The sequence below is a fragment of the Nocardia otitidiscaviarum NBRC 14405 genome, assembly GCF_000308635.1.
In the GTDB taxonomy this organism is placed as follows: Bacteria; Actinomycetota; Actinomycetes; order Mycobacteriales; family Mycobacteriaceae; genus Nocardia; species Nocardia otitidiscaviarum.
This window is the reverse complement of the sequence record NZ_BAGD01000281.1, coordinates 23,942-48,014: the sequence shown is the minus strand read 5'-3', so window position 1 is coordinate 48,014 and position 24,073 is coordinate 23,942. Positions and strand designations below refer to the sequence as shown.

The following is a 24,073-nucleotide window of genomic DNA, read 5'->3' as shown; positions in this document are numbered from 1 at the left end:
AACGGGCAGCAGTCGCCCCCACGGCTCACCAGCACGGAATCGACATCGGCCCGATGCGACACTGGAGGTGGCAACGATTTCAGCTCGAACAAGGGAGGGCCGACGCCATGGCCGCCAATCCCGACCCCGACGACCTGTTTCTCAGCGACGAGGAGCGGACGCACGCCCTCGACGCGCTCGGCAAGCACTACGCCGACGGGCGCTTGGACAGCACCGAGTTCTACGACCGCTCGGGCGCGGTCGCCACCGCCCGCACGCTGGGTGCGCTCGGGGAGGCGTTCAGCGGCCTGCCCGGCGGCGTGCCGCTGACGCGAGTCAACGGGCAGGTGGCCAAGGTCCCCGTCAACGACAACCTCCCGGCGACGGGCGGCGACAACGCGGCGGCCGAACTCGCCGCGCTCCGCGCCCGCGGCAATACCATCGACTCACTCGACTGGATCATCGTCGGCATCACCCTCATCACCTTCCTCGTCCTCCAGGTGATCGTGAGCTGGGACTACGCCTGGATCGTCTGGCCCTCGCTGATCATCACCCTGAGCATTCCGCGCATGATCCTGCGCTTCAGCGATTCCGACGAGGAGGTGTACGAGGAACTGAAGAAGTCCGACGCGGCCGCCCGCAAGAAGCGACTCTCCGAGGCCACCAAGCGGATCCGGGAACTCGAAGGCGGCGGCAACACCGGCGGCTGACGGTCAGTATCGCCACACGAAATCCGATACCAGCCCGATGACATCGTGCAGGGAATCGGCATGGAACCAGACCTCTTCCGGTCGCAGACGGCCCGCACGCACGGTGATCGCCCACTGACCTTCGAACCGGAATCCGACGGTGTTCGCGCGGGCGTCGGCCAGTAGCCACTCCATCATCCGTGGGCTGAGCACGTCGTAGGCGAAACGCTCACTGGCGGCGTCGATTCGAAAGCGCTCATTGAACTCCTGGCTCTCCAGCAGCACGCCCTTGCGGCCGCGACGGGAGAACAACCCGCTGCCGAAATCCCGGCTGACGCTCAGCCACGGACGGCACGACGGCAGCGCCAGTGCGACGAACTGCCAAGAATGGACCACGGTCGACTTGTTGTTCTTGGTGGTGTACCCGCCCCGGCCGGCATCAGTGTGCGGGCGGAAGGGACTGCGGTGGATACGGCGGCTGGACCTGATTCCCCTGATTCCAGAGTCCGCCGATCTGCGGCGCTTGGCGAGCCCGCGCGTCGGCGAGTTCGAAGTACTCCGCCGGGGCGAACAAAATGCGCCACCGGGCGGCGACTCGGAATGAGGCACGAGGCGCGAGGCACGAAATCAATGGCTGACGTTTGGATGGGCGTGTTACCGTCAGCATCGTGACGGAGGTCGACTTTCCCATCCTCGGCACGGAGCCGCTGCCGGTGGAGTTCGCGAACACCGACTACGGCGGCGGTGCGGAGCGCATCGACTTCCTGCGGAGCGCCGAACAGATCGATCGATGGTTCGCGCTCGTTCACCCGCCCGCGATCGAGGGTGAGATGGGGCGCGCCGGTGAGCGGGTGCGGCAGTTGCGGGACGGTGTGCGTCACCTCCTGAGCGCTGCCGCCGACCGGGCCGCACCGGATCCGCGACGACTCGACATCGTCAATGAATTCGCCCGAGCCGCACCCACATTCGCACAGTTGGCGTGGACGTCGGATCTTGCGCCCGCAGCCCGACGGTTCGACATCGCCACCGGCGCACCGGCTCTGCTGGGCCGCATCGCCACCTGCAGTATCGAATTGCTCACCGGGCCACAGTCGGACGCCCTGCGCCGCTGCTCGGGTCCGGGCTGCTCCCTGCTGTTCGTCAAGAACCACGCGCGGCGACGCTGGTGCCACCCCTCCTGCGGGCACCGCGACCGCCAAGCCCGCTACTACCGCCGTCATCATCATCCCCGAGAGGTGCACCCGTGATCACCTGGCGCCGACTGCGCGAGCAGGACTTTCCCCTGCTCGCGCACTGGCTCGAACAGCCGCATGTCGCCCGCTGGTGGCATCACGAAACCTCCCCCGAGGCGGTCGCCCGCGACTTCGGACCCGCCACCCGCGGCGAGGAACCCTCCGAGGACCTCCTTGTCTTTCTCGACCGCCGCCCCGTGGGCCTGGTCCAGCGCTGCGCCCTGGCCGACTACCCCGACTATCGCGACGAGTTGGCCGCCGCGACCGAGGTGCCCACCAACACCCTGACCATCGACTATCTGATCGGCGACCTCGACCGCACCGGCCACGGCCTGGGCAGCCGCATGATCGCGGCCGTCGTCGAGGCGACCTGGACCGATCACCCCACCGCGACAACCATCCTGGTCCCGGTCGTCGCCGCCAACCGCGCCTCCTGGCGGGCGCTGGAGAAGGCCGGTCTGCACCGAGTAGCCGAAGCCGACCTCGAACCGGACAACCCGGTCGACGGTCGAACCCACTACCTCTACCGGGCGGACCGCACCCGCACCACCGCCCACGCCGGACGCGACGACTCGCCTCGACACGCCGTGCGGTGACCCGACCGGCTGGACCGCCGAGCGCCCTCCCGCTGTAAACACACTCGGCGAACTCGAGAATCACACGTACGGCCGGGTGATCATCTCGATACCGGGACCAGCGGGGGCGCGGAAGTAGACACCCCGCCCGCCATGCTCGGAGTTGATCTCGCCGGGCCGGTGGAAGTGCGGATCGGCCCAGTCCGCCACACCCCGTCGCGCAGGTGGTGTTGCCGGTGCTCACCGGAGAGGTGAGTGCTTGCGAGGACGCGCAGCGGCGTGGCGTGAGTCCGACGACGCTGGCCGACGGCACCCTTTTGAGTGCCGTGCCGGGACTGGGTGCCTTCGAAGCACCCGCCCCGGACAGTCCGTGGTAGGCGGCGTCAGAATGCATCGGCGAAGGTCTGGACGACTGGTTGTCGCGGGTCGTAGGTGGCCCACCCGGGGTCTCCTGCTCTCGCGAAAGCGACCCAGGCGGAATGCATCTGGGCCGCGAGGCCGACCGGGACGTCGCCGGGACCGAGCAAGCCGGTGTCCCCGCGAAGCCGTGGCTCGTCGATCGTGTCGAACACGAAGGGCAACTCGACGGCATGAGCGGCGCCGAGCCGCCCGCGCAGAGCTGTCGAACGGAACCCGAACGAGTAGACGTGCGTGCGGCCACCCGAAATCCGCGCGTGTGCCTGCGCCATCCGCGCGGTGCCGGCCCAGAACAGGGTGTCGCTGAGCACTGTGGAGCGCAGTTCTCCCGGTCCGGCATTCGGCCGGTCCGCGCGAAGCTCGGCGAGCGCGGTCTCCGGGTCCGCGTACGCGCGGTCGGTGACGGCGAGTAGGTCGGCCTCGGTAGTGGACTCGAGAGTTCCTGCGGGCACGACGTAGAGACGCCCCTCCTCGGTGTTGGTACCGATCAGCAACTCGACCTCGCTCGCAGGGCCGTCGGCCAGACCGTCGGCAGGTTGAACGGGCAGTACCAGGCTGAACGGGCTGAGACCGACCAGCGGATCCGTCGCAGTGGCTGTGTGCAGATCCAGACCGCTCAGCGCAGGCAAGATAGCCAGTAGACGCTCGTCCGCAATCGCGGCGAACGCCTCCACAGTCGGTTCCACACCCAGCACGGCGGCCGCCGCCGCGGTAACCCGCTGCGCCTGCTCCGGCGTGAAAGCGCCTGTGCCATTGCCGCTCTGGACGATCGCTCGATGGAACAGGCCCTTGGCGTCCGGAGACGCGAGTAGCGCGCCGACCAGTGTGGCACCTGCGGATTGACCGAAGACCGTGACATTCTCCGGATCTCCGCCGAACGTCGCGATCGTGTCGCGCACCCAGCCGAGTGCGGCGAGCACATCGAGCAGCCCACGGTTGGCCGGCGCACCTTCCAGGTCGAGGAAGCCGGGAACGCCGAGACGGTAGTTCACTGTCACGAGGACGACGCCGTCGCGGGCGAAGGCGCTGCCGTCGTAGAGCATGGCGCGAGTCGAGCCGGTGACGAACCCGCCGCCGTGGACGAAAACCATGACGGGACGTTTGCCGCTGTCGGCGGCAGGTGTGCGGACATCGACCGTCAAGTACTCCGCGCCCCGCACCCAGCCCGGTCCGAAGTAGGGAATCATGTCGAGCTTGCCGAAATCGCGGGCGGGCTGGGGCGCCGTCGGCCCGTACTGGGTGCCGTCGCGGACGAAGGACCAGCCGGGATGCCTTGTGGGTGGCGCGAATCGGCGTGCACCGATCGGGGCCACCGCATAGGGGATGGCACGAAAGAACTGGCCGGACTCGTCGCGACCACCGCGCACGGCGCCCGCGGGGGTTTCAACGATCGGGTCTGGATCAACAGGCATCGGAAACACTTCCTCTCCGGGAGAGTTCAGGAGATGCGGGAGAAACCCGCCCACTCCTTGATCGAGAACTTCGACCCGGTTCGCTCGATCCGCGCCGCACCCTGGCCGCCGAAATGCGCGGGGAAGACGAGTGCGTTGTTCTCGGCGGCCTGACCGAGCAGCCTGTGCCGGGTGGCGCGGGCTTCGGCCGGGTCCTCGCAGAAGCAGGAGTTGGTTCGCGGCTCCACGATCTGCAACGGGGTGTGCATCAGGTCCCCGACGAACAGCGCCCGGTCGGTGCCCGACTCCAGGGTGAGAACGGACGAGCCTGGCGTGTGCCCCGGCGCGAGGTCGAGTCGCAAGTTCTTGTCGATCCGATATGACCCGTCCCACAAATGGGCCAGCCCCGCCTGATGGATCGGCGTGACACTGTCCTCGAAGACATTCTGGTTGCCGCGGCCGAGTACGGTCTCACGCTCGTTGGCCGGATTCCAGAACTCGAAGTCCCGCAACGGCATCAGATAGGTCGCGTTCGGGAAGGTCGGTACCCACGTGCGGCCGTCCAGACGGGTGTTCCAGCCGACGTGGTCGATGTGCAGGTGGGTGTTGATCACGACGTCGACGTCCTCGGGGCGGACCCCGGCGGCGGCGAGGTTGTCGAGGTAGTTCGTATCGAGGCGGCTCCACACCGGTGCGTATGGCCGGTCCTTGTGGTTGCCGACACCGGTGTCGACCAGAATCGTGTGCCCCTCGCTGCGCAGCAGCCAGGTCTGCAGCGCCGAGTGGCACTCGCCGGTTTCGAGGTTCCAGAACTCGGGTGCCAGCCAGCCACGGTGTTCGTCCCATGAGCCGTCGGGGCTGTCGGGGAAGAACTGGTCCGGGCTCATCTCGACCGTGCCGTAGAACTCTTTGATTCGGGTGACGGTGACCTCGCCAAGGGTGATCTGTTCCATGTCGTCGAGCCTGGACATCGAGGCGCGGACCAACCACTCCCGCTGTGTCCTACCACCGGCAGGGTGTGGCTGCGCCCGACCCGTCCCCGGATACTGGAGCAATGGACGGACCCGGACCCCTCGGCGACTTTCTCCAAGCCCGACGGGCAAGGCTGCGGCCGGAGGACGTCGGCTTGCGCGAGACCGGACCCCGCAGACGGGTCAGCGGTTTGAGGCGCGAAGAGCTGGCCCAGCTGGCCGGGGTCAGCGTCTCGTATTACACACGGCTGGAGCAGGGGACGTCGCGCGGGGCCTCGGCCGAGGTACTCGACGCGGTCGCGCACGCGCTGCGCCTCGACGACCACGAGCGCGCGCACCTCGACCGCCTCGCCGCCGCCGCTCGCCACACACCCCGAGTACGCCGACCACGACCCGAGAAACTCGCCGATGAGACGCGCGACCTGCTCCGCGCCGTCGACGGGGTCCCGGCGCTGGTACTCGGCCGGCGCACAGACGTGCTCGCGTGGAACACTCTCGGACACGCCCTGCTGGCCGGGCACCTGGACTTCCACAGCCCGGACGACCCATCGCGCCGGCCGAATATGAGCAGGCTGGCCTTCCTGGACCCGCACAGTCGTGAACTGTACGCGGACTGGAAACGCAAGGCCCGCGCCGTAGTCGGCAACCTGCGCATCGCCGTTGGTATGTACCCGAATGACCCGCTGCTCGCGGAACTGATCGGCGAGCTGACGATGAAGAGTCCGGAGTTCGTGACACTGTGGGGCGACCACCGGGTGATACCCTGCGACGCCGCGTCCTACGAACTGCACCATCCGGTCGTCGGCACGACGACGGTGACGCAGCAGACCCTCTCGATCGCCCGTGCCCCCGGCCAGGCACTGATCGTGTGCACGACCGCCTCCGGGTCCCCTGCCGAGGAAGCCCTCGCATTGCTCCGACAGGCAGGCGAGGGCCGCACCTCAGTGAGTACTCGCACCCCATGACGGTGTGTAGTCATCACGGTGGGGGCAGCGGAGTCAGGTTCTCGCCGTTGAGGATTGCCTGCATCCGGTGTTCGATATGGCCCTTCCACTCCGGGTGGGTCAGCACATAGAGACGTTCCTCCCGAATGGCTCGCAGCACCTGATCGGCGACAACTCGCGGGCTGGTGCCGTGGGCGAACATCTGCCGCAGGTCGTCCATACTCACCTCGGGCGGAAGCGAACTCGGGCCGACGTCGGCGAAGCGGTCGGGTCGATTGCGGTCGGAATCCAGGATGCGGGTGTCGACCACCCCTGGCATCAGTACCGAGATCCGCGGCTTCAATCCGCCGCCGACGAGTTCCATGTGGACCGTCTCCGACAGCGCGATCACGGCGGATTTGGTCGCGCCGTACACGCTGGACCCACCCGCCACACCGGCCACCGACGCCGTGTTGACGATGTGTGCCTCTTCGTCCTGCTCGACCATGATCGGCAGGAAGCTACGGTGACCGTGCACCACGCCCATCAGGTTGACGCCGAGCACCCACGCCCAGTCGTCGAGCGTGCTCGCCCACGACGGCACGCCGCCACCGGCCACCCCGGCGTTGTTGCACAGGATGTGCACGGCCCCGTACCGCTCCAGGGTCGCGGCCGCCAGCGCGGCCACCTCGTCGGGGTTCGACACATCCGTCACGATGCCGTGTACGTCCCCGCCGGCCGCCCGCAACTCCGCAGTCGTCGCCGCGAGCGCATCCTCCTCCACATCGCTGAGGACCACCCGGGTTCCGGAATCGAGGAATGCCTCGACCATCCCCCGCCCGATGCCGCTGGCCGCCCCGGTGACAACGGCGACCTTGTCGCGCAGATCCCGCACCGCGCCTCCCTTTTCGCCCGGACAAGACCCTTCCCACCGTACGGCGGCGACCGGCACCGCACATCAGCCCGACGAATGATGTCGCGAATCCGGTTCGACCGCAGGCCGTTGGATGATCACGGCTGGGGCGCAGTCGGCTGATGTATTGCGGCCCTGTGCGATACGGACGCTCATCGATGGTCGGCGTCAGCGTCGAGGTTCGCGATCATGCGCCGTAGCACATCCATCATCAGCGTGAAGTCGTCCTGGCTGATCCCTCGCGCGGCGATGTCACGGATGCGGGCGACCTCCGTGCCCGCCGCGGCGTGTACGGAGCGGCCCGCGCCGGTCAGGGCGAAGGTGCCGTCGGGTTGAGCGTGGATCCACCCGCGGCCGATCAAATCGTCGGTCGATTCGGTCAGGTTTTCGTTGTTCACCTCCCAGAACGGCCGCAGGGCATCGATCAGCTCGTCGTGACCGCGCGGACCGGCGGCGAGAGTGTTGAGGGTCTGCCACTGGCGGCGAGTGAGCCCCGCATCGCCGAGCAGGCGGTCGAAGGTCGATTCGAGCAGTTGATCCAGACGCTTGAGCTGGTAGCCGATCAACCGGTCCGATCGTTCGTCTTCCGTGTTCCCAGCGGTCGTGGTGGTGCTCTGCGCGGTATCCGAACCGCACGCCGCCAGCGATCCGGCGATGACCAGCACCAGCGTGACGGCGAAGGCGCGAAGTCTCATGAGGGTTCCGTTCCCGTCGGATTTGATTGCACTTATACATGTATATGTCTAACTACAACTACTTGTAAAGACGTATTATGCCGAAGTGGACGATGTGGATCTGATCGAGCGGGCGATGGTGGCGATCAGGCGCAGGCAGAACCGACGGTCCCTGGCCCCGCCGGGCGAGCCGACCGGCCAGGCGTTCGATGTCCTGGACGCCGTCGAATCCATCCCGGACGCAACGGTTTCGACGGTCGCTTCCGCCCTCGGCGCCGACCAGCCGCGCGTGAGCCGGCTGATAACGTCAGCCGTCGACGCCGGGTATGTCGAGCGGGTGGCCGATCAACGCGACGGTCGCCGCTCCCGACTGGCGTTGACCGATGCGGGACTGGCCCTGGTCACCGCCGCACACCACCGGCGCGCCCAGACGTTCGCGGCGGCGATGGCCGATTGGACCGCCGCCGAACGCACCCAGTTCGCGACCCTGCTCACCCGCTTCGTCGAACGACTGCCGAATCCCGGGACACCACCTCGAGAAGGCTGACCAGCACGGGCGCGGCACCTCACAGACCACGCCGCGCCCGGAAGGGGACTCAGTCACCTTGGAGCAGAAGCCGGAACGACGGATGAGCCGGTATCAGAGGACGGATGGCGCGAAAATCCTTCTCATCCAGTGTCAGGATGTCGTTGGCGAGGTAGCGCTCAGCGAGCACGACAGTGACCGCATCGACCAGATCGAGCCGCAGGCCGCGGTACTGTCCGATGATCTTCTGAGCAACCCGCAGGTCATCGCGGTCTACCAGTGGCACGAGCACCGCACCTTCCTCGGCCGAGGTGAGCAGGTCATCAAGGACGAGATCTGCTGTCCGGCGGTCCTTTCCGAATCGCGCGACAAGCAAATGATCGACCTCGTCCAGAACAAGCGGCGAGACAACCGCGACGGAGGTGGCGAGGAATTCACGGGCCCGCTCGTGCAGATCCGCGGCGCGATCGTACGCGGCGATGATGGCCGAGGTATCGGCGATGAAGAAGCTCACGCGCCGTATGCCTCGCCGAGCAAGTCCTCACTGTTGGCGGCGAACCCAGGGTCACCGGAATCGAACGACGGCCACGGACGGGTACGGCGGACCCGGTGCGACCGCAGCAGCACCAGGTCGATCCCCTCGCGGATCAAATCGGCTTCCGACCGTCCAGAAGCCTCGGCAGCCTCCTTGAGACGGGCAGCCTGCTCGGGATCCAGGTACACGCTCGTTTTGGCCTTCATGAACGTAGAGTGCCGTGTAGGGCACCCTCGTCACCAGGTCGCTCGCTGCCACGAATACAACAAAGCCGCAGGCATCGACCTGCGGCTTTATTTCCTGTGGAGCTAAGGGGACTCGAACCCCTGACCCCCACACTGCCAGTGTGGTGCGCTACCAGCTGCGCCATAGCCCCGTGTTCAGTTCTGTGTCAGCGGGGTGTTCCCCGCTGGCTTGAACGAAGTTACACCACCGCTGTTGCGCGGACCAAATCGCCTGGACAGGTGGGTGACAAGAGCGATCTTCGAGGGTAGGCTCGAACATATGTTCGACAGCAGGGAGGTCCAGGTGATGGGTGACGAGGAGCTGGTCGACGCATTGCGGAGGGCGCACGGGGCCGCCGCATTCGCACAGGCGGCGGAAGTCACAGCCGTGCGGGAGTTGTATCGGCGGCATCGGGCGGCCAATGCGGCGCCGGGCGCCGGCGGGGTGCGGGCCGGGGAGTTCGCGGCAGCCGAGGTGGCGGTGGCGGTGCAGATCTCCGAGCCGGTGGCGGCGGCGCTCATCGATATCGGGTTGGCCCTGGACGAGCTACCCGGGACGCGGAAGGCGTTCGGGGACGGGCGGATCGATCTGGCGCGGGTGCAGGTGATCGCGGAGACCACTCGCGGGCTGGCGCGCGAGGTGCGGGAAGCGGTGGAGCCCAAGCTGATCGACGCGGCGACACGCAATGATCCGGCGCGGCTGCGGCAGACAGCGCGGCGGTGGGTGGCGCGGTTGGATCCGGACGGCGAGCGGGAGCGGCGCGAGGAGCGCGAACACGATCGGGACGTACGCATTCGTGCCGTGCAGGACGGGATGGCGGTGTTCGACGGGCTGCTGCCCGCGGTGGGGGCGCAGACGGTGGCCAATCGGCTGCGGGAACTGTGCGGGCAGGTGTGCGCCGAGGACCCGCGCACCATGCCGCAGCGCCGGGCGGACGCACTGGTGGCGCTGGCGGACGGGTCGCAGCGGTTGTGGTGCGCGTGCGGGCGCGGTGCGCGCTGCCCGAAAGCGGCGATCGCACCCGGAGGCGGCGGCTGGGCATCCACCGCGACCGATCCGGCACACACGTACGGCGACCACGCCCAGCCCGAAGCCGAATCGGGCGGAGCCGATTCAGCACCCGGAACCCGCGGCGCGGGGGGTGCCTCCGCAACCGGAGCCGAATTCGCGGCCCCGCGCGATACCACCGAACCGGCACGAACCGAATGCCCGGCGACTCACGACGATGCCGGAGCGGCCGAGACCGAACCCCCGGCGACTCCGGACAGCACCCAACCAGCGCGAAACGAACCCCCAGCGCCCGTGGGCGGCACCCGATCGGCGCAGACCGGACCCGAAGCAGCTGGCGGCGACACCGCGCCTTCGTGGATCGGACCCGCGCCCCGCCGCGACGACACCGCACCGGGGCGAATCGAACCTTCCAGCTCGGCTCCCGTAGGACCCGGGGCGCAGCCGCCGCGGCCGCCGCTGATCCAGATCGGGGTGTCGGCCGAGACCTTGGCCGGGCTGCGCAACGATCCCGCCATGCTGGTGGGGTACGGGCCGATCGATACGACACTGGCTCGGGAGCTCGCGAAGTATGCGCGGTTCGAGGTGGTGCCGGAGCCGCCGGCACCGGAGGCGGGGGCGCGGCGGCCGACGTCGTCGCAGTCACCCGAGGATGTGCGGGCCATCGACGGGGTGTGCCGATTTCCCGGATGCGGCATGCCCGCCACCGATGCCCAACTCGCGTACGTGGAGGCGTCGAACGCCCGGCCGCGGCTCCCGGGTATGGCGCACGTGGCAGCGTTGTGCACGCGGCACCACCGGCTGAAGATGCTGGCGGACCGGGGCAGTCAGGCGTGGCGGGTGCGTCGCGCGGACGCCGATCGGATCGTGTGGACCGATCCCAGCGGCGAAACCCACACCACGACGCGCGAAGGTGCGCGGTATCTGTTCCCGCACACCGATATCGACGCCCCCACCGTGCCGCCGACACCCTACGAGCGGGTGCACGTGCGACCGCCGCAGCCGGTGCGCACCGTCCCGGCCGATCTCACCTACCCGATCGACGGGCACGCCCTCATCCACCCGCAGCTGTCCCGCTGCACCCCCGACAACGACATCCCCGACGACCTACCGGTGAACCACACCGCGTCCTTCCGCCGCTGACCACGCGCCCCCGCCATGCGCGAGCTGCCACGCACCGACCGCGACAAGCGCAGCGCCGCACTTCGCGGGCGACGGCCCCTGGGACCTGCGAGCCTCGTCCGGCCAGCAACGCCGGTCGTGTCGTCACCCGAAGCCACGCCGGGTCCCGCTCGCACCGCGAATCGTCCGATGCGGCGGGCGCGGCAGCGGAGGGCCGACCTGGCACGGGCTACCGCTCATCCGGCCCACGGGTGCGAGGCGCGACTGAACTGAACGCAGCGCGACTGAACTGAACACAGCTTGTCCGGCACACAGCTTGTCCGGCACAGAGAACGAGCCGTGGGTCCAGGCCCGCGGCTCGTTCGTGCGCTCTCGTTGCGGCCGCCCCCACTCAGTGCCGCTGTATCCGTCCGGATGCTGGGAGGCAAACGGATGCCGGGAGCGGGCGCTACGAGCGTCCCGCGTCGGCGGCGCGACGAGGGCTGTCGGCGAGCGCGGACGCCAATGCGTCGGCAGCGCTCACTTGGCGGCGTCGAGCACCCAGCCCTTGTTGTTGACGTCGATCTCGCGGCCGTCCAGGAAGACCGTCGGGGTGCCCGCCGCGCCGCCGCTGGCCGCCTCGAGGGCGGTGATGGCCGCTTCGGCGTGGTTGCGGGCGGAGTCGACGCGGTCGCCGGAGGTGATGCACCGCTGGGCGGATTCGGGGGCTCCGGCTTCCGCGGCGATGGCGGCCAGTTGCTGGTTGTCCAGGTCGCCGCTGCCTTCGGCGGGCTGCTTGTCGGTGAAGAGGAGTGCGTGGAACTTGGCGTAGACGGGGCCGTCACCCTCCTGCGCCACGCATTCGTTGGCGGCGACGGCGCGGGTCGAGTAGTCCTTGCTGCCGGACCGCTCGTCGAGGAAGTTGACCAGGCGGTAGCGGACCGCGATCTTGCCCTCGTCGATCTGCTGGGCGATCTCCTGGCCGTAGATGCGTTCCAGGGAGCCGCAGGCGGGGCACAGCGGGTCCTCGTAGATCTCGACGGTCTTGGCGATATCGGGCTTGCCGAGCACGATCGCGCCATCGGAGTCGAGGGCCACGCCGACCGCCGGGTCGTGCGCGGGACCGTAACCGTCATTGCGGATCTCGGTGTCGCCGCCGCTCCATTGGAACAGGGCGAACACGATCAGCGCGACCACCACCACGGCCACCGCCCCGAGGGCATAGGTGGTCTTGTTGGACACCGGACGCGGGGTGTAGTTCGTCGTCGGTTTGCTCACGGCCACCACTCTGCCGCAACCCACCGCCGCGCGGGTACGCAACCCGTCCGAACGCTACCGGGTCAATCCTGCGGCCGGGTCGTCGCGGCGGCCGTCGTCTCGACCAGCGGCTTGCGCTGCAACGGCTCCGGCACGATCGCCCACGCCACCGCCGCCGACGCCAGCAGTGCGCCCGTGACCGCGAGCGCGAATCCGTACGAGAGGTGTTCGGCCAGCAGGCCGACCGCGTACGGACCGAGCACCGTGCCCAGGTCAGCCGACATCTGGAAGCCCGCCAGCACCGGTCCGCCGCGCCGTCCCGCGCCGACGATATCGGCGACGGCGGCCTGCTGGGCGGGGGTGAACATGCCGGACCCGAGGCCCGCGACGAAGGAGGCGACCAGCAGCCAGGGCAGGTTCGCGGCGAAGCCGAGTCCGGCCGTGCCGACCGCGCACAGCAGCGTGCCGCAGATCAGAAACGGTCTGCGACCCAGGCGATCCGACCAGCGCCCGGACTGGAACAGCACCACCGCGTTGCCCGCCGCGAACACCGTCAACGCCACCCCGGCCAGGGCGGCGTCGTAGCGCAGTACCTCCACCACCAGCAGCGGCACCAGCGCCATGCGCACCCCGAACACCGCCGCGCCATTGCCGAAGTTGGACCACAGCACCGCCCGGTACTCGGATTTGCGCACCGCCTCCCGGAAGGTCATGACCGGGGTGTCACCGAGCGCCTCGGGCCGCACCAGCGGCGAATCCTTCAGCGCCAGATACACGATGGCACTGGCCACCAGCAGTGCGACCGCGTAGATGACGAACGGCGCGCGCAATCCCAGTCCGGCCAGCGCCCCACCCACCAGCGGACCGGAGATGGAACCGATCAGGAAGCTGGTCGAGTACACCCCGGACACCCGACCCCGCTCCGTCGGCGGCGACATGCGGATCACCAGCGCCAGCGACGACACCGTGAACATGGTCGACCCGATCCCGCCGAAGGATCGCAGCACCAGCAGTTGCCAGTAGCTCTGCGCCAACGCGCACGCCCCCGTGGACACCGCCACGATCAGCAGCCCGCCCAGATAGACCGGCCGCTCCCCCAGTTTCTGCACCAACCGCCCGCTCATGGGCGCGAACAGCAGTCGCATCAGCGCGAAGGCGCTGACAATCGCCGAGGCCGCCGCGACACCCACCCCGAAGCCGCGCGCGTACTGCGGTAGCGCCGGTGCGACGAGCCCGAACCCGATGGCGATGGTGAACGCCGCCCCCACCAGCACCCAGATCTCGACCGGCAGGGATTTGGATCTGCTCACTCCGATAGCGCCTGTCGCACAACTTCCTCCGCGGCCGCCTGCACCTGGGCCAGATGCTCCGGGCCCTCGAACGATTCCGCGTAGATCTTGTACTTGTCCTCGGTGCCGGAGGGACGGGCCGCGAACCACGCGTTCTCGGTGGTTACCTTGACCCCGCCCAGGGCCGCGCCGTTGCCACGCGCGCGGGTCTGAATGCCGGTGACTTGCTCCCCGGCGATCTCGGTCGCTGTGATCACATCCGGCGTCAACGCCGCCAACCGGGCTTTCTGTTCCGGGGTGGCGTCGGCGTCGGTGCGCGCGTAGGCCGGGCTGCCGTAGCGCTTCTCCAGCTCGGTGTAGCGCGTGGACGGGCTCTGCCCGGTGACGGCGGTGATCTCGGCGGCCAGCAGTGCCAGCAGGATGCCGTCCTTGTCGGTGGTCCACACGGTGCCGTCGCTGCGCAGGAAGGAGGCTCCGGCACTCTCCTCACCGCCGAATGCCAGGCTGCCGCTGAACAATCCGGGCACGAACCATTTGAAGCCGACCGGCACCTCGTACACGTCGCGGCCCAGCACCCGGACCACCCGGTCGATCATGGCGGAGGTGACCACCGTCTTGCCGATCTTGGTGAGCGCGTCCCACCCCATCCGGTTGGCGATCAGGTATTCGATGGCCACCGCCAGGTAGTGGTTCGGATTCATCAGTCCCGCATCGGGAGTCACGATGCCGTGCCGGTCGGCGTCGGCGTCGTTGCCGGTGGAGATGTCGTAGTCGTCGCGAATCGACACCAGCGACGCCATGGCGTAGCGCGACGACGGGTCCATGCGGATGCGTCCGTCACTGTCGAGCGTCATGAACCGCCAGGTGGGGTCGACGAACGGGTTCACCACCTCGAGTTCGAGGTCGTAGCGCTGCCCGATCTCCTCCCAGTAGTCCACGCTCGCGCCGCCCATGGGGTCGGCGCCGAGCCGGATGCCCGCGCCGCGAATGGCGTCCAGATTCAACACGTTCGGCAGATCCGCGATATAGCGGTCCAGGTAGTCGTAACGCTCCACCCGGCCGGCCAGCGCGTGCGCCAGCGTCGTGCGCTTCACCTCGGACAGCCCGTTGCGCAGCAGATCGTTGGCCCGCGCGGCGATGGCGTCGGTGGCGACGGTGTCGGCCGGGCCGCCGTGCGGCGGGTTGTACTTGAACCCGCCGTCGCGCGGCGGATTGTGCGACGGCGTCACCACGATGCCGTCGGCCTGATGCCGGGTGCCGCCGCGATTGTGCCGCAGCACGGCGTGACTCAAAGCCGGTGTGGGCGTGTAGCGGTCGCGCGCGTCGATGATGGCGGTGACGTCGTTGGCGGCCAGCACCTCGAGCGCGGTGGTCCAGGCGGGCTCGGACAGGGCGTGCGTATCGCGGGCCAGATACACCGGCCCGGTGATGCCGCGGGTGGCGCGGTATTCCACGATCGCCTGGGTGATGGCGAGTATGTGCGCCTCGTTGAAGGCGTTGTCGAGGCTGGACCCGCGATGCCCGGAGGTGCCGAAGGCGACCAGTTGCGCCGGATCCGCGGGATCCGGGATACGGCTGTAGTAGGCCGTCACCAGGTGCGCGACGTCCACGAGGTCCGCGGCCCGGGCCGGTCGACCGGCTCGATCGTGGGCCATGCTCGGGCCTCCCTTCCGTATCGCCTGTGCCCGGCTGGTCATCAGGATCACGGCAACCCCCCGTGCGCCGCGCCCAGGAACAACTGGGCGGCACCGGCTCCGAGGAAGGCCGCGGCCAGGCTCGCCACAACGCCGATCACGACGTTCGCCACCGCATAGCTGTAAGCGCCCTCCTCAGCCAATCGAACCGTCTCGTATCCGAACGTACTGAACGTGGTCAGCGCACCGCAGAAGCCCGTCCCGGCCACGGCGAGCAGCCAGTGGTTTGCTCCCGCGCCGATCAGTGCGCCCAGAATCGCCGACCCGGTCACGTTCACCGTCACTGTGCCCAGTGGGAAGACACTAGCGAATCGACGGGCCATCGCGCGATCCGCCAGATAGCGAACCGGCGCTCCGACCATGCCGCCGAGCGCCACGAGCAGCATCGTCACGCGCGCTCCCCCTGCCAGGATTCCACCGGCGAGAGTGTCACGGTGAGCGAATTCAGCAGGTCCGCATTGGTTTCCACGAATCGCCGCAGCGCGTCGGTGTCGTCGACCCGCATCACGAGCGCGGGCAGCCGGTCGGCCAGATCCAATAGTCGAGTGGTGTGGATATCCGCCGACGCTCCGAATCCCTCGATGCCGCGCCATACGCTCGCCCCGGCCAATCCGGCATCTCGGGCACGCCGCACGATCTCGTGGTAGCGGGGGCGATGCTGCCACCGGTCGTCCTCGCTCAGCAGCACGGTGAGCCGCGAGGCGGGCCGCCAGCGCGCACCCGTCGGGTCGTTCATCGCCTGCCCCCTTTCGCCGTGCCTGTCCCGGTCCGTCTCCACCACCGCGTCGCGCCCGCCCCGATCACGACCGCGCCCACCGACGCCACCACCGTTCCCCCGAGATAGCCGAGCGCGGAAACCGTCCGCCCCGATTCGAGCAGTGTACGAACTTCCACACCGAAGGTGGAGAAGGTGGTGAAACCGCGCAGGCTCGACCCCAGCGCGCCGCCCGCGGCGATGGCGGCGAGAGCCGGTGCGTCGGATCGTGCGAACGTTGCGACCACCACCCCTCCGCCTCGATAGCCAATTCGTTGCTGTTCGGCGTGTTGCTGAGGCCGAACGACACCTCGGGACTGCGAGGATAGTGCCGCCATCTCAGCGTTGTCCCATCGGCCTGGAGGAGCGAAGTTGACGGTACGGCAGTCGATCAGGGGGTTGCTGGTCCGGAGCTCTGTTATCGCCGCGGCCGTAGCGGCGGCTCTGGCGAGCAGTCTCGGCGCGACTCCGGTCGCCCACGGCGCCATCTATCCCTTCCCGGACCCCGATGCGTTCTACGCGCCCCCGGGCAATATCGGCGCCTTCGCCCCCGGCGATGTCATCAACAGCCGCATCGTCCCCGCCCACGGCTATCCGGGCGCGACGGTGTGGCAGCTGAACTACCGCTCCACCAATTCCGCGGGCGCCCCCATCTCGGCGGTGACCACGCTCATCCTGCCCGGCGGTGGCGGACCACGGCCCATCGTGTCGTATCAGCCGTTCGTGAATTCCCTGGGCACGCAGTGCGCTCCGTCGCACAGCCTGTTCGACGGCAGCCTGCAGGAGGCTCCGGCGCTGAATCTGCTGCTGGCCCGGGGCTGGGCGGTGGCGGTGCCGGATCACCTCGGGCCGACCAGTGCGTACGGGGCGGCCCGGATGGGCGGACAGATCACCCTCGACGGCATTCGGGCGGTGAAGCGCTTCGCCCCCGCGGGACTGGGTGATTCGCCGGTCGGCCTGGCCGGATATTCGGGTGGCGCCATGGCGACCGGCTTCGCGGCGGCACTGGCGGCGGAGTACGCGCCGGAGCTGCCGATCGTCGGGGTGGCCCTCGGCGGCGTGCCGGTGAATCCCGGCAAGATGGCGCTGCAGATCGGCAATGCGCCGCATCCGCTGTTCGGGCTCGGCTTCGCGGTGGCGGTCGGGCTGGAGCGCGAGTACCCGGCGGAGATGAATCTCGACGACGCGCTCAGCCCGGCCGGACTGGCACTGCGCTCGCAGATCGCCAATGCCTGCGTGAACGAGATCATCAGCGCGGGCGCGAACCACTCCATCGGCGAGATGTTCCGTCCCGGAATGGAAGCCAGCGCCAACAACATTCGCATCCTGCACGAGAACAGCCTGGAGATCTATCCCGGCGTGCCGCGCGCGCCGGTCTATCAGTGGCACGGCGGCAACGACCAGGTGCCGCTGGATCTGGCGCTCAGCGTGGCGGGACGCTACTGCCACGCCGGGACCCCGGTGCTGTTCGACGTGATCCCGGGAGCCGATCACGGCACGGCCATCTTCTCCGGAGCGCCGCGCGCCTTCAACTACCTGTCGGATCGCTTCGCGGGCCTCGCGGCCCCGTCCAACTGCTGAGCACGGACCGCCGTCGCGCTCGGCAGGGCGCACCGGCAACCCGCGCGGGCCGTCGTCGGGACCCACGCACCGCGTCGAGAAGTGCCCCGTCCGCGATAGCGGACGGGGCACTTCCGATATCGGCGCACCGCTCCGGCGCGTGGCGCTGGGACTCAGTGCGCCAGTACGGGTTCCCCTTCGGCCGGGACCGGCACGGTATTCGGCATGATCATGCCGGTGATGATCGCGCCGACCAGGAAGATGCCCGCCGCCCACCAGAAGGTGGTGGTGTAGCTCTCCACGGCGGCCTGGGCCAGCACGCCGGGGTCGGGCGGCAGGTGATCGGCGACGTAGCCGTCGAAGGCGCTGGCCGCCAGCGTGCTCAGCAGTGCGGTGCCGATGGAGCCGCCGACCTGCTGGCTGGTGTTCACCATGGCCGAGGCGACGCCCGCGTCGGTGTGGTGCACCCCGGCGGTGGCGCCGGCGAAGGCAGTGGACATGGCCGCACCGAGACCGACGCCCATGATGATCAGGCTCGGCAGGATGTGGCTGGCGTAGCCGGTATCCACGCCGATGCGGGTGAGCAGCACCATGCCCAGGGTGGCGAGCAGGTAGCCGGACACCACCGTCACCCGCGGCCCGACCCGCGGCAGCACCAGCGACGGCACCGTGGTCGAGGAGATCACCATGCCCGCCACCATCGGCAGGAACGCCACGCCGGTCACGATCGGGGTGTACCCCAGCTGCTGCTGCATGTAGTAGGTGAGGAACAGGAACATGGCGAACATGCCGATGCCGATGGCGAATACGGTGAGGTAGGACGCCCCGCGGGTGCGGTCGGCGATCACCCGCAGCGGCAGCAGCGGATGCGCTACCCGCTGTTCGATCCAGAAGAACACCGCCAGCAGCACCGTGCCGCCGATCAGGAAGCCGAGCGTGGCCGAGTCGGTCCAGCCGTCGGATTCGGCCTTGGAGAAGCCGTAGACGATGGCGAACAGCGCCGCGGTCACGGTGATGGTGCCGGGAATGTCGAGTTTCGGCCGATCCCCGGTGGTGACGTGCTTGGCCAGCAGCAGCACCGCGCCGATCAGCGCGACGGCCGCGAAGATCAGGTTCACGTACATGACCCAGCGCCAGGAGGCCCATTCGGTGAGTGCTCCGCCGAGCAGCAGACCGAGCGCGCCGCCCGCACCGGCGATGGCGCCGAAGATGCCGAATGCCTTGGCACGTTCGCCCGGTTCGGTGAAGGTGACGGTCAACAGCGACAGCGCCGCCGGGGCCAGCAGCGCACCGAAGACGCCCTGGGCGACCCGGGAGGCGACCAGCATCTCGAAGTTGGCGGCCGCCCCGCCCACCGCGGAGGCGACGGCGAAGCCGACCAGGCCGACGATGAAGGTGGTGCGCCGGCCGAACAGATCGGAGAGCCGTCCACCGAGCAGCAGCAGGCTGCCGAAGGCGAGCGCGTAGCCGGTGATCACCCACTGCCGGTCGGCGTTGGAGAAGCCGAGATCGGCCTGTGCCTCCGGTAGCGCGATATTCACCACGGTCGCGTCGAGCACGACCATGAGCTGGGCGACGCCGAGTACCGCGAGCACCCACCAGCGCAGGGCGTGGGAGCCGCGACGACCGGTCGGCGGAGCCGGTTTCGCTATGTCGATGGTGGAAGTCATGCGGTGTCCTCGTCCCGTACACTTAGTGGAGGAAGGCCCTCCGGTTTCCTGTCAGAAGTTACCATCAAAACGGAGAGATAGCCTCCACTTAATCCCGAAGGTTGCTAGCATATGGGTGTGAATCACGCCACCACCACGGCCGCAGCGGCCGCGACGACCCCCTCGGGTCGTCCCGCCACGGGACAGCCCACCCGTCGCCTGCGCGCCGACGCCGCCCGCAATCAGCAGCGGATCATCGCCGCCGCGCGCGAGCTGTTCGCCGAGCACGGACTCGAGATCACCCTCGACGATGTCGCAGACAAGGCGGGAGTCGGCGTGGGCACCGTGTACCGCCGCTTCGCCAACAAGCAGGAACTGATCTCGGAGGTGTTCGACCAGAACGTCAACGAGTTCGCCGCGGCGGTGGAAACCGCCCTGCACCATCCCGACCCATGGACGGGCCTGGTGGATCTGTTCGAGTACGCCTGCCGCCACATGGCCACCAATCGCGGCCTGAGCGAGGTGCTGCTCGAGATGAAGGACAGCATGGAGCGCTTCGAGTGCATGCGCGACCGCGTCCGGCCCGGCATGTTCCAGGTGGTGCAGCGCGCCAAGGACGCCGGAGCGCTGCGGCCCGAGATCGAGTCCGGCGATTTCTTCGCCATGGTCAATATGGTCGACGCGGTCGCGGGTTTCGCCCGACCGGTCAACCCGGACGTCTGGCGGCGCTACATGGCACTCATCCTCAACGGCGTGCGCGGCGACGCGGTCCCCCGCATCCCCCTCGACGTGCCACCGCTCACCGAGGAGGAGGTGGAGCGGGGCAAGGCGGCCATGTGCATGAACCGCAAACGGTAGCGCCGATCACATGTCCGGTTTAGAGTTGGACGCATGACCAACTCTTGGGTGAACTGGGCCGGGGATCAGCGCTGTACTCCGGCAGCCATCGCCGAACCGGGCTCGCCCGAGGAAGTCGCCGCCCTGCTCGCGCGGGCGGAGGCCGCCGGGCATACCGTCCGGGTGGCCGGATCGGGCCACTCGTTCACCGACACCGTCTGCACCGACGGCACCCTCATGCGGCTGTCGAAGCTGAACCGGATCCACTCGGTGGACCGCGCCAGCGGACTCGTGCGCGTCGACGCCGGCCTGACGCTCAATGCCGCCAGCAATTCCCTGCACCCGCTCGGCCTGGCCTTCCCCAACCTGGGTGATATCGACGTGCAGACCATCGCGGGCGCGACCGCGACCGGCACGCACGGCACCGGGGCCAAACTCCAGAACCTCTCCGCCGCCCTGCATTCGGTCGAGATGGTGCTGGCCGACGGCAGCCGGGTGGAACTGAACGAGCAGACCGATCCGGACGGCTGGCGCGCGGCGCGGGTGAACATCGGCGCACTCGGCGTGGTCACCGCGGTGACGCTGCAGATGGTGCCCTCCTTCGTACTCGAGGGCATCGAACGGCCGCTTCCGCTCGAGGACGTGCTGGCCGATCTGGATTCCCACGTGGACGGCAACGAGCACTTCGAGTTCTACATGTTCGCCCACAGCGACATCGCCATGACCAAGCGCAACAACACCGTGCAGTTGCCGGAGCAGCCGCGCGGGCGGGCCGTCGAATGGTTCTCCGACATCCTGATCAACAACCACGTGTTCGACGCGCTGTGCCGCCTCACCCGCCGCACCCCCGCGCTCATCCCCCGGGTGCAGCAGTTCTCGGCGCTGGCGGGTAGCTACCGACGCCAGGTGGAACGCTCCTACCGGGTGTTCGCCAGCCCGCGGCTGTTCCGCTTCACGGAGATGGAGTACGCCATCGCGCGCGAACACTCCGTGGACGCCATTCGCGAGATCAAGGAGGTGGCCAAGCGGTTCGACACCGTCATGCCCATCGAGGTGCGGTGGGTCGCGCCCGACGATGCCTTCCTCTCCCCCGCCGGTGGGCGTGCCACCTGCTATATCGCGGTGCACCAGTACGCCGGGATGGAGTACGAGCCGTACTTCCGGGCGTGCGAGGCGGTCTTCGACCGGTACGGCGGTCGTCCGCACTGGGGTAAGCGGCACTTCCAGACCGCGGCGACCCTGGCCGAGAGGTACCCGGAGTGGGAGCGGTTCGCGGCGGTGCGCCGTCGCTTCGATCCGAACGGCCGTTTCGCCAATCCCTACCTCGATCGAGTGCTCGGCCCGACACGCTGACCTGCGACAACAGCCGTTCCTGCCCGGTCGGTTCCGGATACTTCCGGACCGACCGGGCTTTTTCGTACCGAACGGGCGTAGGATCGTTTGCTGAAAGATCGCTCGTCGAAGTACCCCGAACCAGCACGCCCGGTCCGGGCGTGCCACACCTACGGAGGTTTCGATGTCGCTCATGGACAAGGCCAAGGAGGCCGCGCAGAAGGCCAAGGAGCAGGCCGACCGCATGGGGAACAAGATCGAGGATCAGGCCGACGAGTTCGAATCCAAGTTCCACGAGGCGACCGGCGACGCCAAGCGCCGGGCGACCGAGGCACGGGACAAGGCCGAAGGCGCCATGCGCGACGCCAAGGACAAGCTCGGCGGCGGCCGGTAGGCGGGAGCACGCGTGACCGACGAGGACAACAATCTCACCGCGACATCCGACGAACTCGCCGAGAACATCAGCGATACCGCTGGCGAGTGGGCCGAACGCGCCGGGGACGCGGCGGGGCAACTGGCCGAGAAGGCCAGCAGCGCCGCCGCCGAACTGGCCGACCGCGCCCAGACGGCCGCGGCCGAATTCGCGGATATGGCCAAGGCATTGGCCGACAGACTCGCGGGTGAGGACATCCAGAATTCGCTCGAACAGGCTCGTGCGAATCTCGAGGGCGCGGCCGCCGACGCCATGCGGGCGCTCAACGAGATCGTCGAGAACCTGAAGAACAAGATGGGCGATTCGTAGCACTGCGGGTTCTCGACCCCGACCGTCTGCGGGCCGGGGTCGAGAACCCGTCCGCACGGGGGATTCGCAGGGGACATGCCAACACCACAGAGGACGGAGTACGTGAGCGCACCGAGCAGCGTTTCATCCGATACGAGCGCGGTTCACCCTCGATCCGCCGTCGAACCCAGGGTGTTCTGGCCCGCCGCCATCGTGGTGGTCGCGTTCACCGTCTATGCCATCGTGTTCCGCGAAACCGCCGCCGAGCAGGCGAAAGCCTTGCAGGACAATGTGATCGGCGGCATGGGCTGGTACTACATCGTGATCGTGTCACTGTTCGTGGTGTTCGCGATCTGGTTGGGGCTGGGCCGATTCGGCGACATCACCCTCGGCGACGACGGGGAACCGGCCGAGTATTCGATCACCGCCTGGCTGGCCATGCTGTTCGCCGCCGGGATGGGAATCGGGCTGGTGTTCTGGGGTGTGGCCGAACCGCTGTTCCACTACGACGATCCCCGCCCGGGCGTGGGCGATACGGACGCCCAGCGCGCCGACGCCGCCATGGTGCAGACGTTCCTGCACTGGGGAATCCACCCATGGGCCATCTACGTGGTGGTGGGACTGGCCATCGCGTACTCGATCCACCGCCGCAAGCGTCCGGTGTCCATTCGATGGGCGCTGGAATCGCTCGCTCCGGAACGCATTCGCGGCTGGCGCGGTGACCTCATCGACATCGTCGCGGTGATCGGCACCGTATTCGGTGTGGCCACCTCGCTCGGGCTGGGCGTGCTCCAGATCTCGGCGGGCCTGAACTACCAGGGCTGGATCAACCAGCCCGGCAAGGGCTTTCAGGTGGTGCTCATCATCGCTGTGACCCTGCTGGCCACCGTCTCGGTGGTGACGGGCGTGGACCGGGGCATCAAATGGCTGTCGCAGATCAATATGGGGCTGGCGGGCATGCTGCTGCTGTTCGTGCTGGCGGTCGGTCCGACGCTGTTCATCGTGAACGACCTGGTGCAGAACATCGGCACCTACCTCCAGCAGTTGCCCAAGATCAGCCTCTACACCGGCGCGACCGAGGGCCCGAAGGGCACCAACTGGACGCAGCAGTGGACGGTCTTCTACTGGGGCTGGTGGATCTCCTGGGCACCCTTCGTGGGCGTGTTCATCGCCCGTATCTCGCGCGGGCGCACCGTGCGTGAATTCGTGGCCGGAGTGCTGTTGGTGCCGACGCTGCTGACCTTCCTCTGGTTCAGCGTCTTCGGCGGTGCCGGGCTGTTCCGCGAGATGTTCGGCGGCGGTGGACTCGTCGGGCCGGAGGGTCCCGATCGCGACAGCGCGCTGTTCTCCCTGCTGCACACGCTGCCCGGCGGCGCGCTCACCGCGGGTATCGCGATCCTGGTGATCGTGCTGTTCTTCGTCACCTCCGCCGATTCCGGTGCGCTGGTGGTGAATATGATCTCCTCCGGCGGCAATCCGGAGCCGCCGGTATGGAGCCGGGTGTTCTGGACCTGCTCCATGGGCACCGTGGCCATCGCGCTGCTGGTGGCCAGCGGCGAGGGCGCACAGGCGCTCACCACCCTGCAGACCGTGGCGGTGCTCATCGCGCTGCCCTTCAGCGTGGTCATGCTGGCCATGTGCGTGGCCCTGGTGCGCACCTTCCGCAGCGACCGCGCGACCCGCACCGGCCGGACGCCGAAACGCGCGGGGGTGGGCTGAGTCACGAACCACCCCACCGACGTTGGCAACTTCACAGCTAATAAACCCGGTCGCCGAGGCGAAATCGCGGCTCGATCCGCCTTAGACTGCGCCCGGCACTAG

27 protein-coding genes and 1 tRNA gene are annotated in these 24,073 nt (G+C 68.5%); 12 read left to right on the top strand and 16 right to left on the bottom strand.

Going from position 1 to position 24,073, the window contains the following annotated elements:
- The first annotated feature begins 107 nt into the window (after window positions 1–107).
- Window positions 108–689, top strand: a complete 582-nt coding sequence (locus ON31_RS33475) for a DUF1707 SHOCT-like domain-containing protein (protein WP_039819227.1) — start codon at window positions 108–110, stop codon at window positions 687–689.
- A gap of 3 nt (window positions 690–692) precedes the next feature.
- Here the strand turns inward: ON31_RS33475 and ON31_RS33470 are convergent, their stop codons facing one another.
- Complete coding sequence (locus ON31_RS33470) at window positions 693–1,064, bottom strand: DUF3137 domain-containing protein (RefSeq protein ID WP_051038259.1); 372 nt, start codon at window positions 1,062–1,064, stop codon at window positions 693–695.
- 272 nt (window positions 1,065–1,336) lie between these two features.
- Between ON31_RS33470 and ON31_RS33465 the strand changes: the two genes are divergently transcribed.
- Window positions 1,337–1,915 carry a CGNR zinc finger domain-containing protein gene (locus ON31_RS33465; protein ID WP_051038258.1) on the top strand — a complete coding sequence of 193 codons (579 nt, stop codon included), beginning with the start codon at window positions 1,337–1,339 and terminating at the stop codon, window positions 1,913–1,915.
- Window positions 1,912–2,496 (top strand): GNAT family N-acetyltransferase, encoded by a 585-nt coding sequence (locus ON31_RS33460; RefSeq protein WP_051038257.1) that lies wholly within the window; start codon window positions 1,912–1,914, stop codon window positions 2,494–2,496. The genes ON31_RS33465 and ON31_RS33460 overlap by 4 nt, the downstream gene beginning before the upstream one ends.
- Window positions 2,497–2,556: 60 nt before the next feature.
- Here the strand turns inward: ON31_RS33460 and ON31_RS38365 are convergent, their stop codons facing one another.
- The 3 genes from ON31_RS38365 to ON31_RS33445 all read right to left on the bottom strand — a co-directional run bounded on the left by ON31_RS38365 (window position 2,557) and on the right by ON31_RS33445 (window position 5,236).
- Window positions 2,557–2,685, bottom strand: coding sequence for a VOC family protein (locus tag ON31_RS38365; protein ID WP_370450474.1), 129 nt, complete (start codon window positions 2,683–2,685; stop codon window positions 2,557–2,559).
- 173 nt (window positions 2,686–2,858) lie between these two features.
- Window positions 2,859–4,304: a carboxylesterase/lipase family protein gene (locus tag ON31_RS33450; RefSeq protein WP_039819226.1), complete on the bottom strand. Its 1,446-nt coding sequence runs from the start codon at window positions 4,302–4,304 to the stop codon at window positions 2,859–2,861.
- Between the two features lie 26 nt (window positions 4,305–4,330).
- Window positions 4,331–5,236 carry an MBL fold metallo-hydrolase gene (locus ON31_RS33445; RefSeq protein ID WP_085996533.1) on the bottom strand — a complete coding sequence of 302 codons (906 nt, stop codon included), beginning with the start codon at window positions 5,234–5,236 and terminating at the stop codon, window positions 4,331–4,333.
- A 101-nt stretch (window positions 5,237–5,337) separates the two neighbouring features.
- Between ON31_RS33445 and ON31_RS33440 the strand changes: the two genes are divergently transcribed.
- Window positions 5,338–6,219: a helix-turn-helix domain-containing protein gene (locus ON31_RS33440; RefSeq protein WP_039819223.1), complete on the top strand. Its 882-nt coding sequence runs from the start codon at window positions 5,338–5,340 to the stop codon at window positions 6,217–6,219.
- A 13-nt stretch (window positions 6,220–6,232) separates the two neighbouring features.
- On the opposite strand, the gene ON31_RS33435 is transcribed toward ON31_RS33440, so the two are convergent.
- Window positions 6,233–7,072, bottom strand: coding sequence for an SDR family NAD(P)-dependent oxidoreductase (locus tag ON31_RS33435; RefSeq protein WP_039819222.1), 840 nt, complete (start codon window positions 7,070–7,072; stop codon window positions 6,233–6,235).
- Between the two features lie 170 nt (window positions 7,073–7,242).
- Window positions 7,243–7,785: a MarR family winged helix-turn-helix transcriptional regulator gene (locus ON31_RS33430; protein WP_255222365.1), complete on the bottom strand. Its 543-nt coding sequence runs from the start codon at window positions 7,783–7,785 to the stop codon at window positions 7,243–7,245.
- Window positions 7,786–7,870: 85 nt separating this feature from the next.
- Between ON31_RS33430 and ON31_RS33425 the strand changes: the two genes are divergently transcribed.
- The gene (locus tag ON31_RS33425; RefSeq protein WP_051038256.1) at window positions 7,871–8,311 is read left to right on the top strand and encodes a MarR family winged helix-turn-helix transcriptional regulator; all 441 of its coding nucleotides are present in this window, start codon (window positions 7,871–7,873) and stop codon (window positions 8,309–8,311) included.
- 49 nt (window positions 8,312–8,360) lie between these two features.
- On the opposite strand, the gene ON31_RS33420 is transcribed toward ON31_RS33425, so the two are convergent.
- The 3 genes from ON31_RS33420 to ON31_RS33410 form a co-directional block, all read right to left on the bottom strand.
- Window positions 8,361–8,804 carry a PIN domain-containing protein gene (locus ON31_RS33420; RefSeq protein ID WP_051038255.1) on the bottom strand — a complete coding sequence of 148 codons (444 nt, stop codon included), beginning with the start codon at window positions 8,802–8,804 and terminating at the stop codon, window positions 8,361–8,363.
- Window positions 8,801–9,031: a ribbon-helix-helix protein, CopG family gene (locus ON31_RS33415; RefSeq protein ID WP_039819221.1), complete on the bottom strand. Its 231-nt coding sequence runs from the start codon at window positions 9,029–9,031 to the stop codon at window positions 8,801–8,803. Before ON31_RS33415 ends, ON31_RS33420 begins: the two co-directional genes overlap by 4 nt.
- A 97-nt stretch (window positions 9,032–9,128) precedes the next feature.
- Window positions 9,129–9,201, bottom strand: a tRNA-Ala gene (locus ON31_RS33410).
- A gap of 128 nt (window positions 9,202–9,329) precedes the next feature.
- On the opposite strand from ON31_RS33410, the gene ON31_RS35150 reads away from it, so the two are divergent.
- On the top strand, window positions 9,330–11,201 hold the full coding sequence (locus ON31_RS35150; RefSeq protein ID WP_051038254.1) for a DUF222 domain-containing protein: 1,872 nt from the start codon (window positions 9,330–9,332) through the stop codon (window positions 11,199–11,201).
- Window positions 11,202–11,699: 498 nt separating this feature from the next.
- On the opposite strand, the gene ON31_RS33400 is transcribed toward ON31_RS35150, so the two are convergent.
- From ON31_RS33400 to ON31_RS35145, 6 genes are all read right to left on the bottom strand, one after another.
- Window positions 11,700–12,437, bottom strand: coding sequence for a DsbA family protein (locus tag ON31_RS33400; RefSeq protein ID WP_051038296.1), 738 nt, complete (start codon window positions 12,435–12,437; stop codon window positions 11,700–11,702).
- Between the two features lie 62 nt (window positions 12,438–12,499).
- Window positions 12,500–13,726, bottom strand: a complete 1,227-nt coding sequence (locus ON31_RS33395) for an MFS transporter (protein WP_063821609.1) — start codon at window positions 13,724–13,726, stop codon at window positions 12,500–12,502.
- Entirely contained in the window at window positions 13,723–15,360 is a 1,638-nt protein-coding gene (pgm, locus tag ON31_RS33390; protein WP_039819220.1) for a phosphoglucomutase (alpha-D-glucose-1,6-bisphosphate-dependent), read from the bottom strand. Before pgm ends, ON31_RS33395 begins: the two co-directional genes overlap by 4 nt.
- A 47-nt stretch (window positions 15,361–15,407) precedes the next feature.
- On the bottom strand, window positions 15,408–15,785 hold the full coding sequence (gene crcB, locus ON31_RS33385) for a fluoride efflux transporter CrcB (RefSeq protein WP_051038253.1): 378 nt from the start codon (window positions 15,783–15,785) through the stop codon (window positions 15,408–15,410).
- Between the two features lie 2 nt (window positions 15,786–15,787).
- Window positions 15,788–16,135 carry a DUF190 domain-containing protein gene (locus ON31_RS33380; RefSeq protein WP_051038252.1) on the bottom strand — a complete coding sequence of 116 codons (348 nt, stop codon included), beginning with the start codon at window positions 16,133–16,135 and terminating at the stop codon, window positions 15,788–15,790.
- Entirely contained in the window at window positions 16,132–16,401 is a 270-nt protein-coding gene (locus ON31_RS35145; RefSeq protein WP_147287188.1) for a fluoride efflux transporter FluC, read from the bottom strand. Before ON31_RS35145 ends, ON31_RS33380 begins: the two co-directional genes overlap by 4 nt.
- A 124-nt stretch (window positions 16,402–16,525) precedes the next feature.
- Between ON31_RS35145 and ON31_RS33370 the strand changes: the two genes are divergently transcribed.
- On the top strand, window positions 16,526–17,734 hold the full coding sequence (locus ON31_RS33370) for a lipase family protein (RefSeq protein ID WP_255222364.1): 1,209 nt from the start codon (window positions 16,526–16,528) through the stop codon (window positions 17,732–17,734).
- A gap of 152 nt (window positions 17,735–17,886) precedes the next feature.
- Here the strand turns inward: ON31_RS33370 and ON31_RS33365 are convergent, their stop codons facing one another.
- Window positions 17,887–19,383, bottom strand: a complete 1,497-nt coding sequence (locus ON31_RS33365; RefSeq protein WP_039819219.1) for an MFS transporter — start codon at window positions 19,381–19,383, stop codon at window positions 17,887–17,889.
- 111 nt (window positions 19,384–19,494) lie between these two features.
- On the opposite strand from ON31_RS33365, the gene ON31_RS33360 reads away from it, so the two are divergent.
- The 5 genes from ON31_RS33360 to ON31_RS33340 all read left to right on the top strand — a co-directional run bounded on the left by ON31_RS33360 (window position 19,495) and on the right by ON31_RS33340 (window position 23,971).
- Window positions 19,495–20,220: a TetR/AcrR family transcriptional regulator gene (locus ON31_RS33360; RefSeq protein ID WP_081592936.1), complete on the top strand. Its 726-nt coding sequence runs from the start codon at window positions 19,495–19,497 to the stop codon at window positions 20,218–20,220.
- Between the two features lie 33 nt (window positions 20,221–20,253).
- On the top strand, window positions 20,254–21,552 hold the full coding sequence (locus tag ON31_RS33355; protein ID WP_039819218.1) for a D-arabinono-1,4-lactone oxidase: 1,299 nt from the start codon (window positions 20,254–20,256) through the stop codon (window positions 21,550–21,552).
- A 163-nt stretch (window positions 21,553–21,715) separates the two neighbouring features.
- A complete protein-coding gene (locus ON31_RS33350; RefSeq protein WP_115061632.1) occupies window positions 21,716–21,925 on the top strand; it encodes a CsbD family protein in 210 nt (69 codons plus the stop codon).
- Window positions 21,926–21,937: 12 nt separating this feature from the next.
- A complete protein-coding gene (locus tag ON31_RS36385; RefSeq protein WP_039819216.1) occupies window positions 21,938–22,273 on the top strand; it encodes a hypothetical protein in 336 nt (111 codons plus the stop codon).
- Window positions 22,274–22,444: 171 nt separating this feature from the next.
- Window positions 22,445–23,971: a BCCT family transporter gene (locus tag ON31_RS33340; RefSeq protein WP_063821608.1), complete on the top strand. Its 1,527-nt coding sequence runs from the start codon at window positions 22,445–22,447 to the stop codon at window positions 23,969–23,971.
- The last annotated feature ends 102 nt before the right edge of the window (window positions 23,972–24,073 follow it).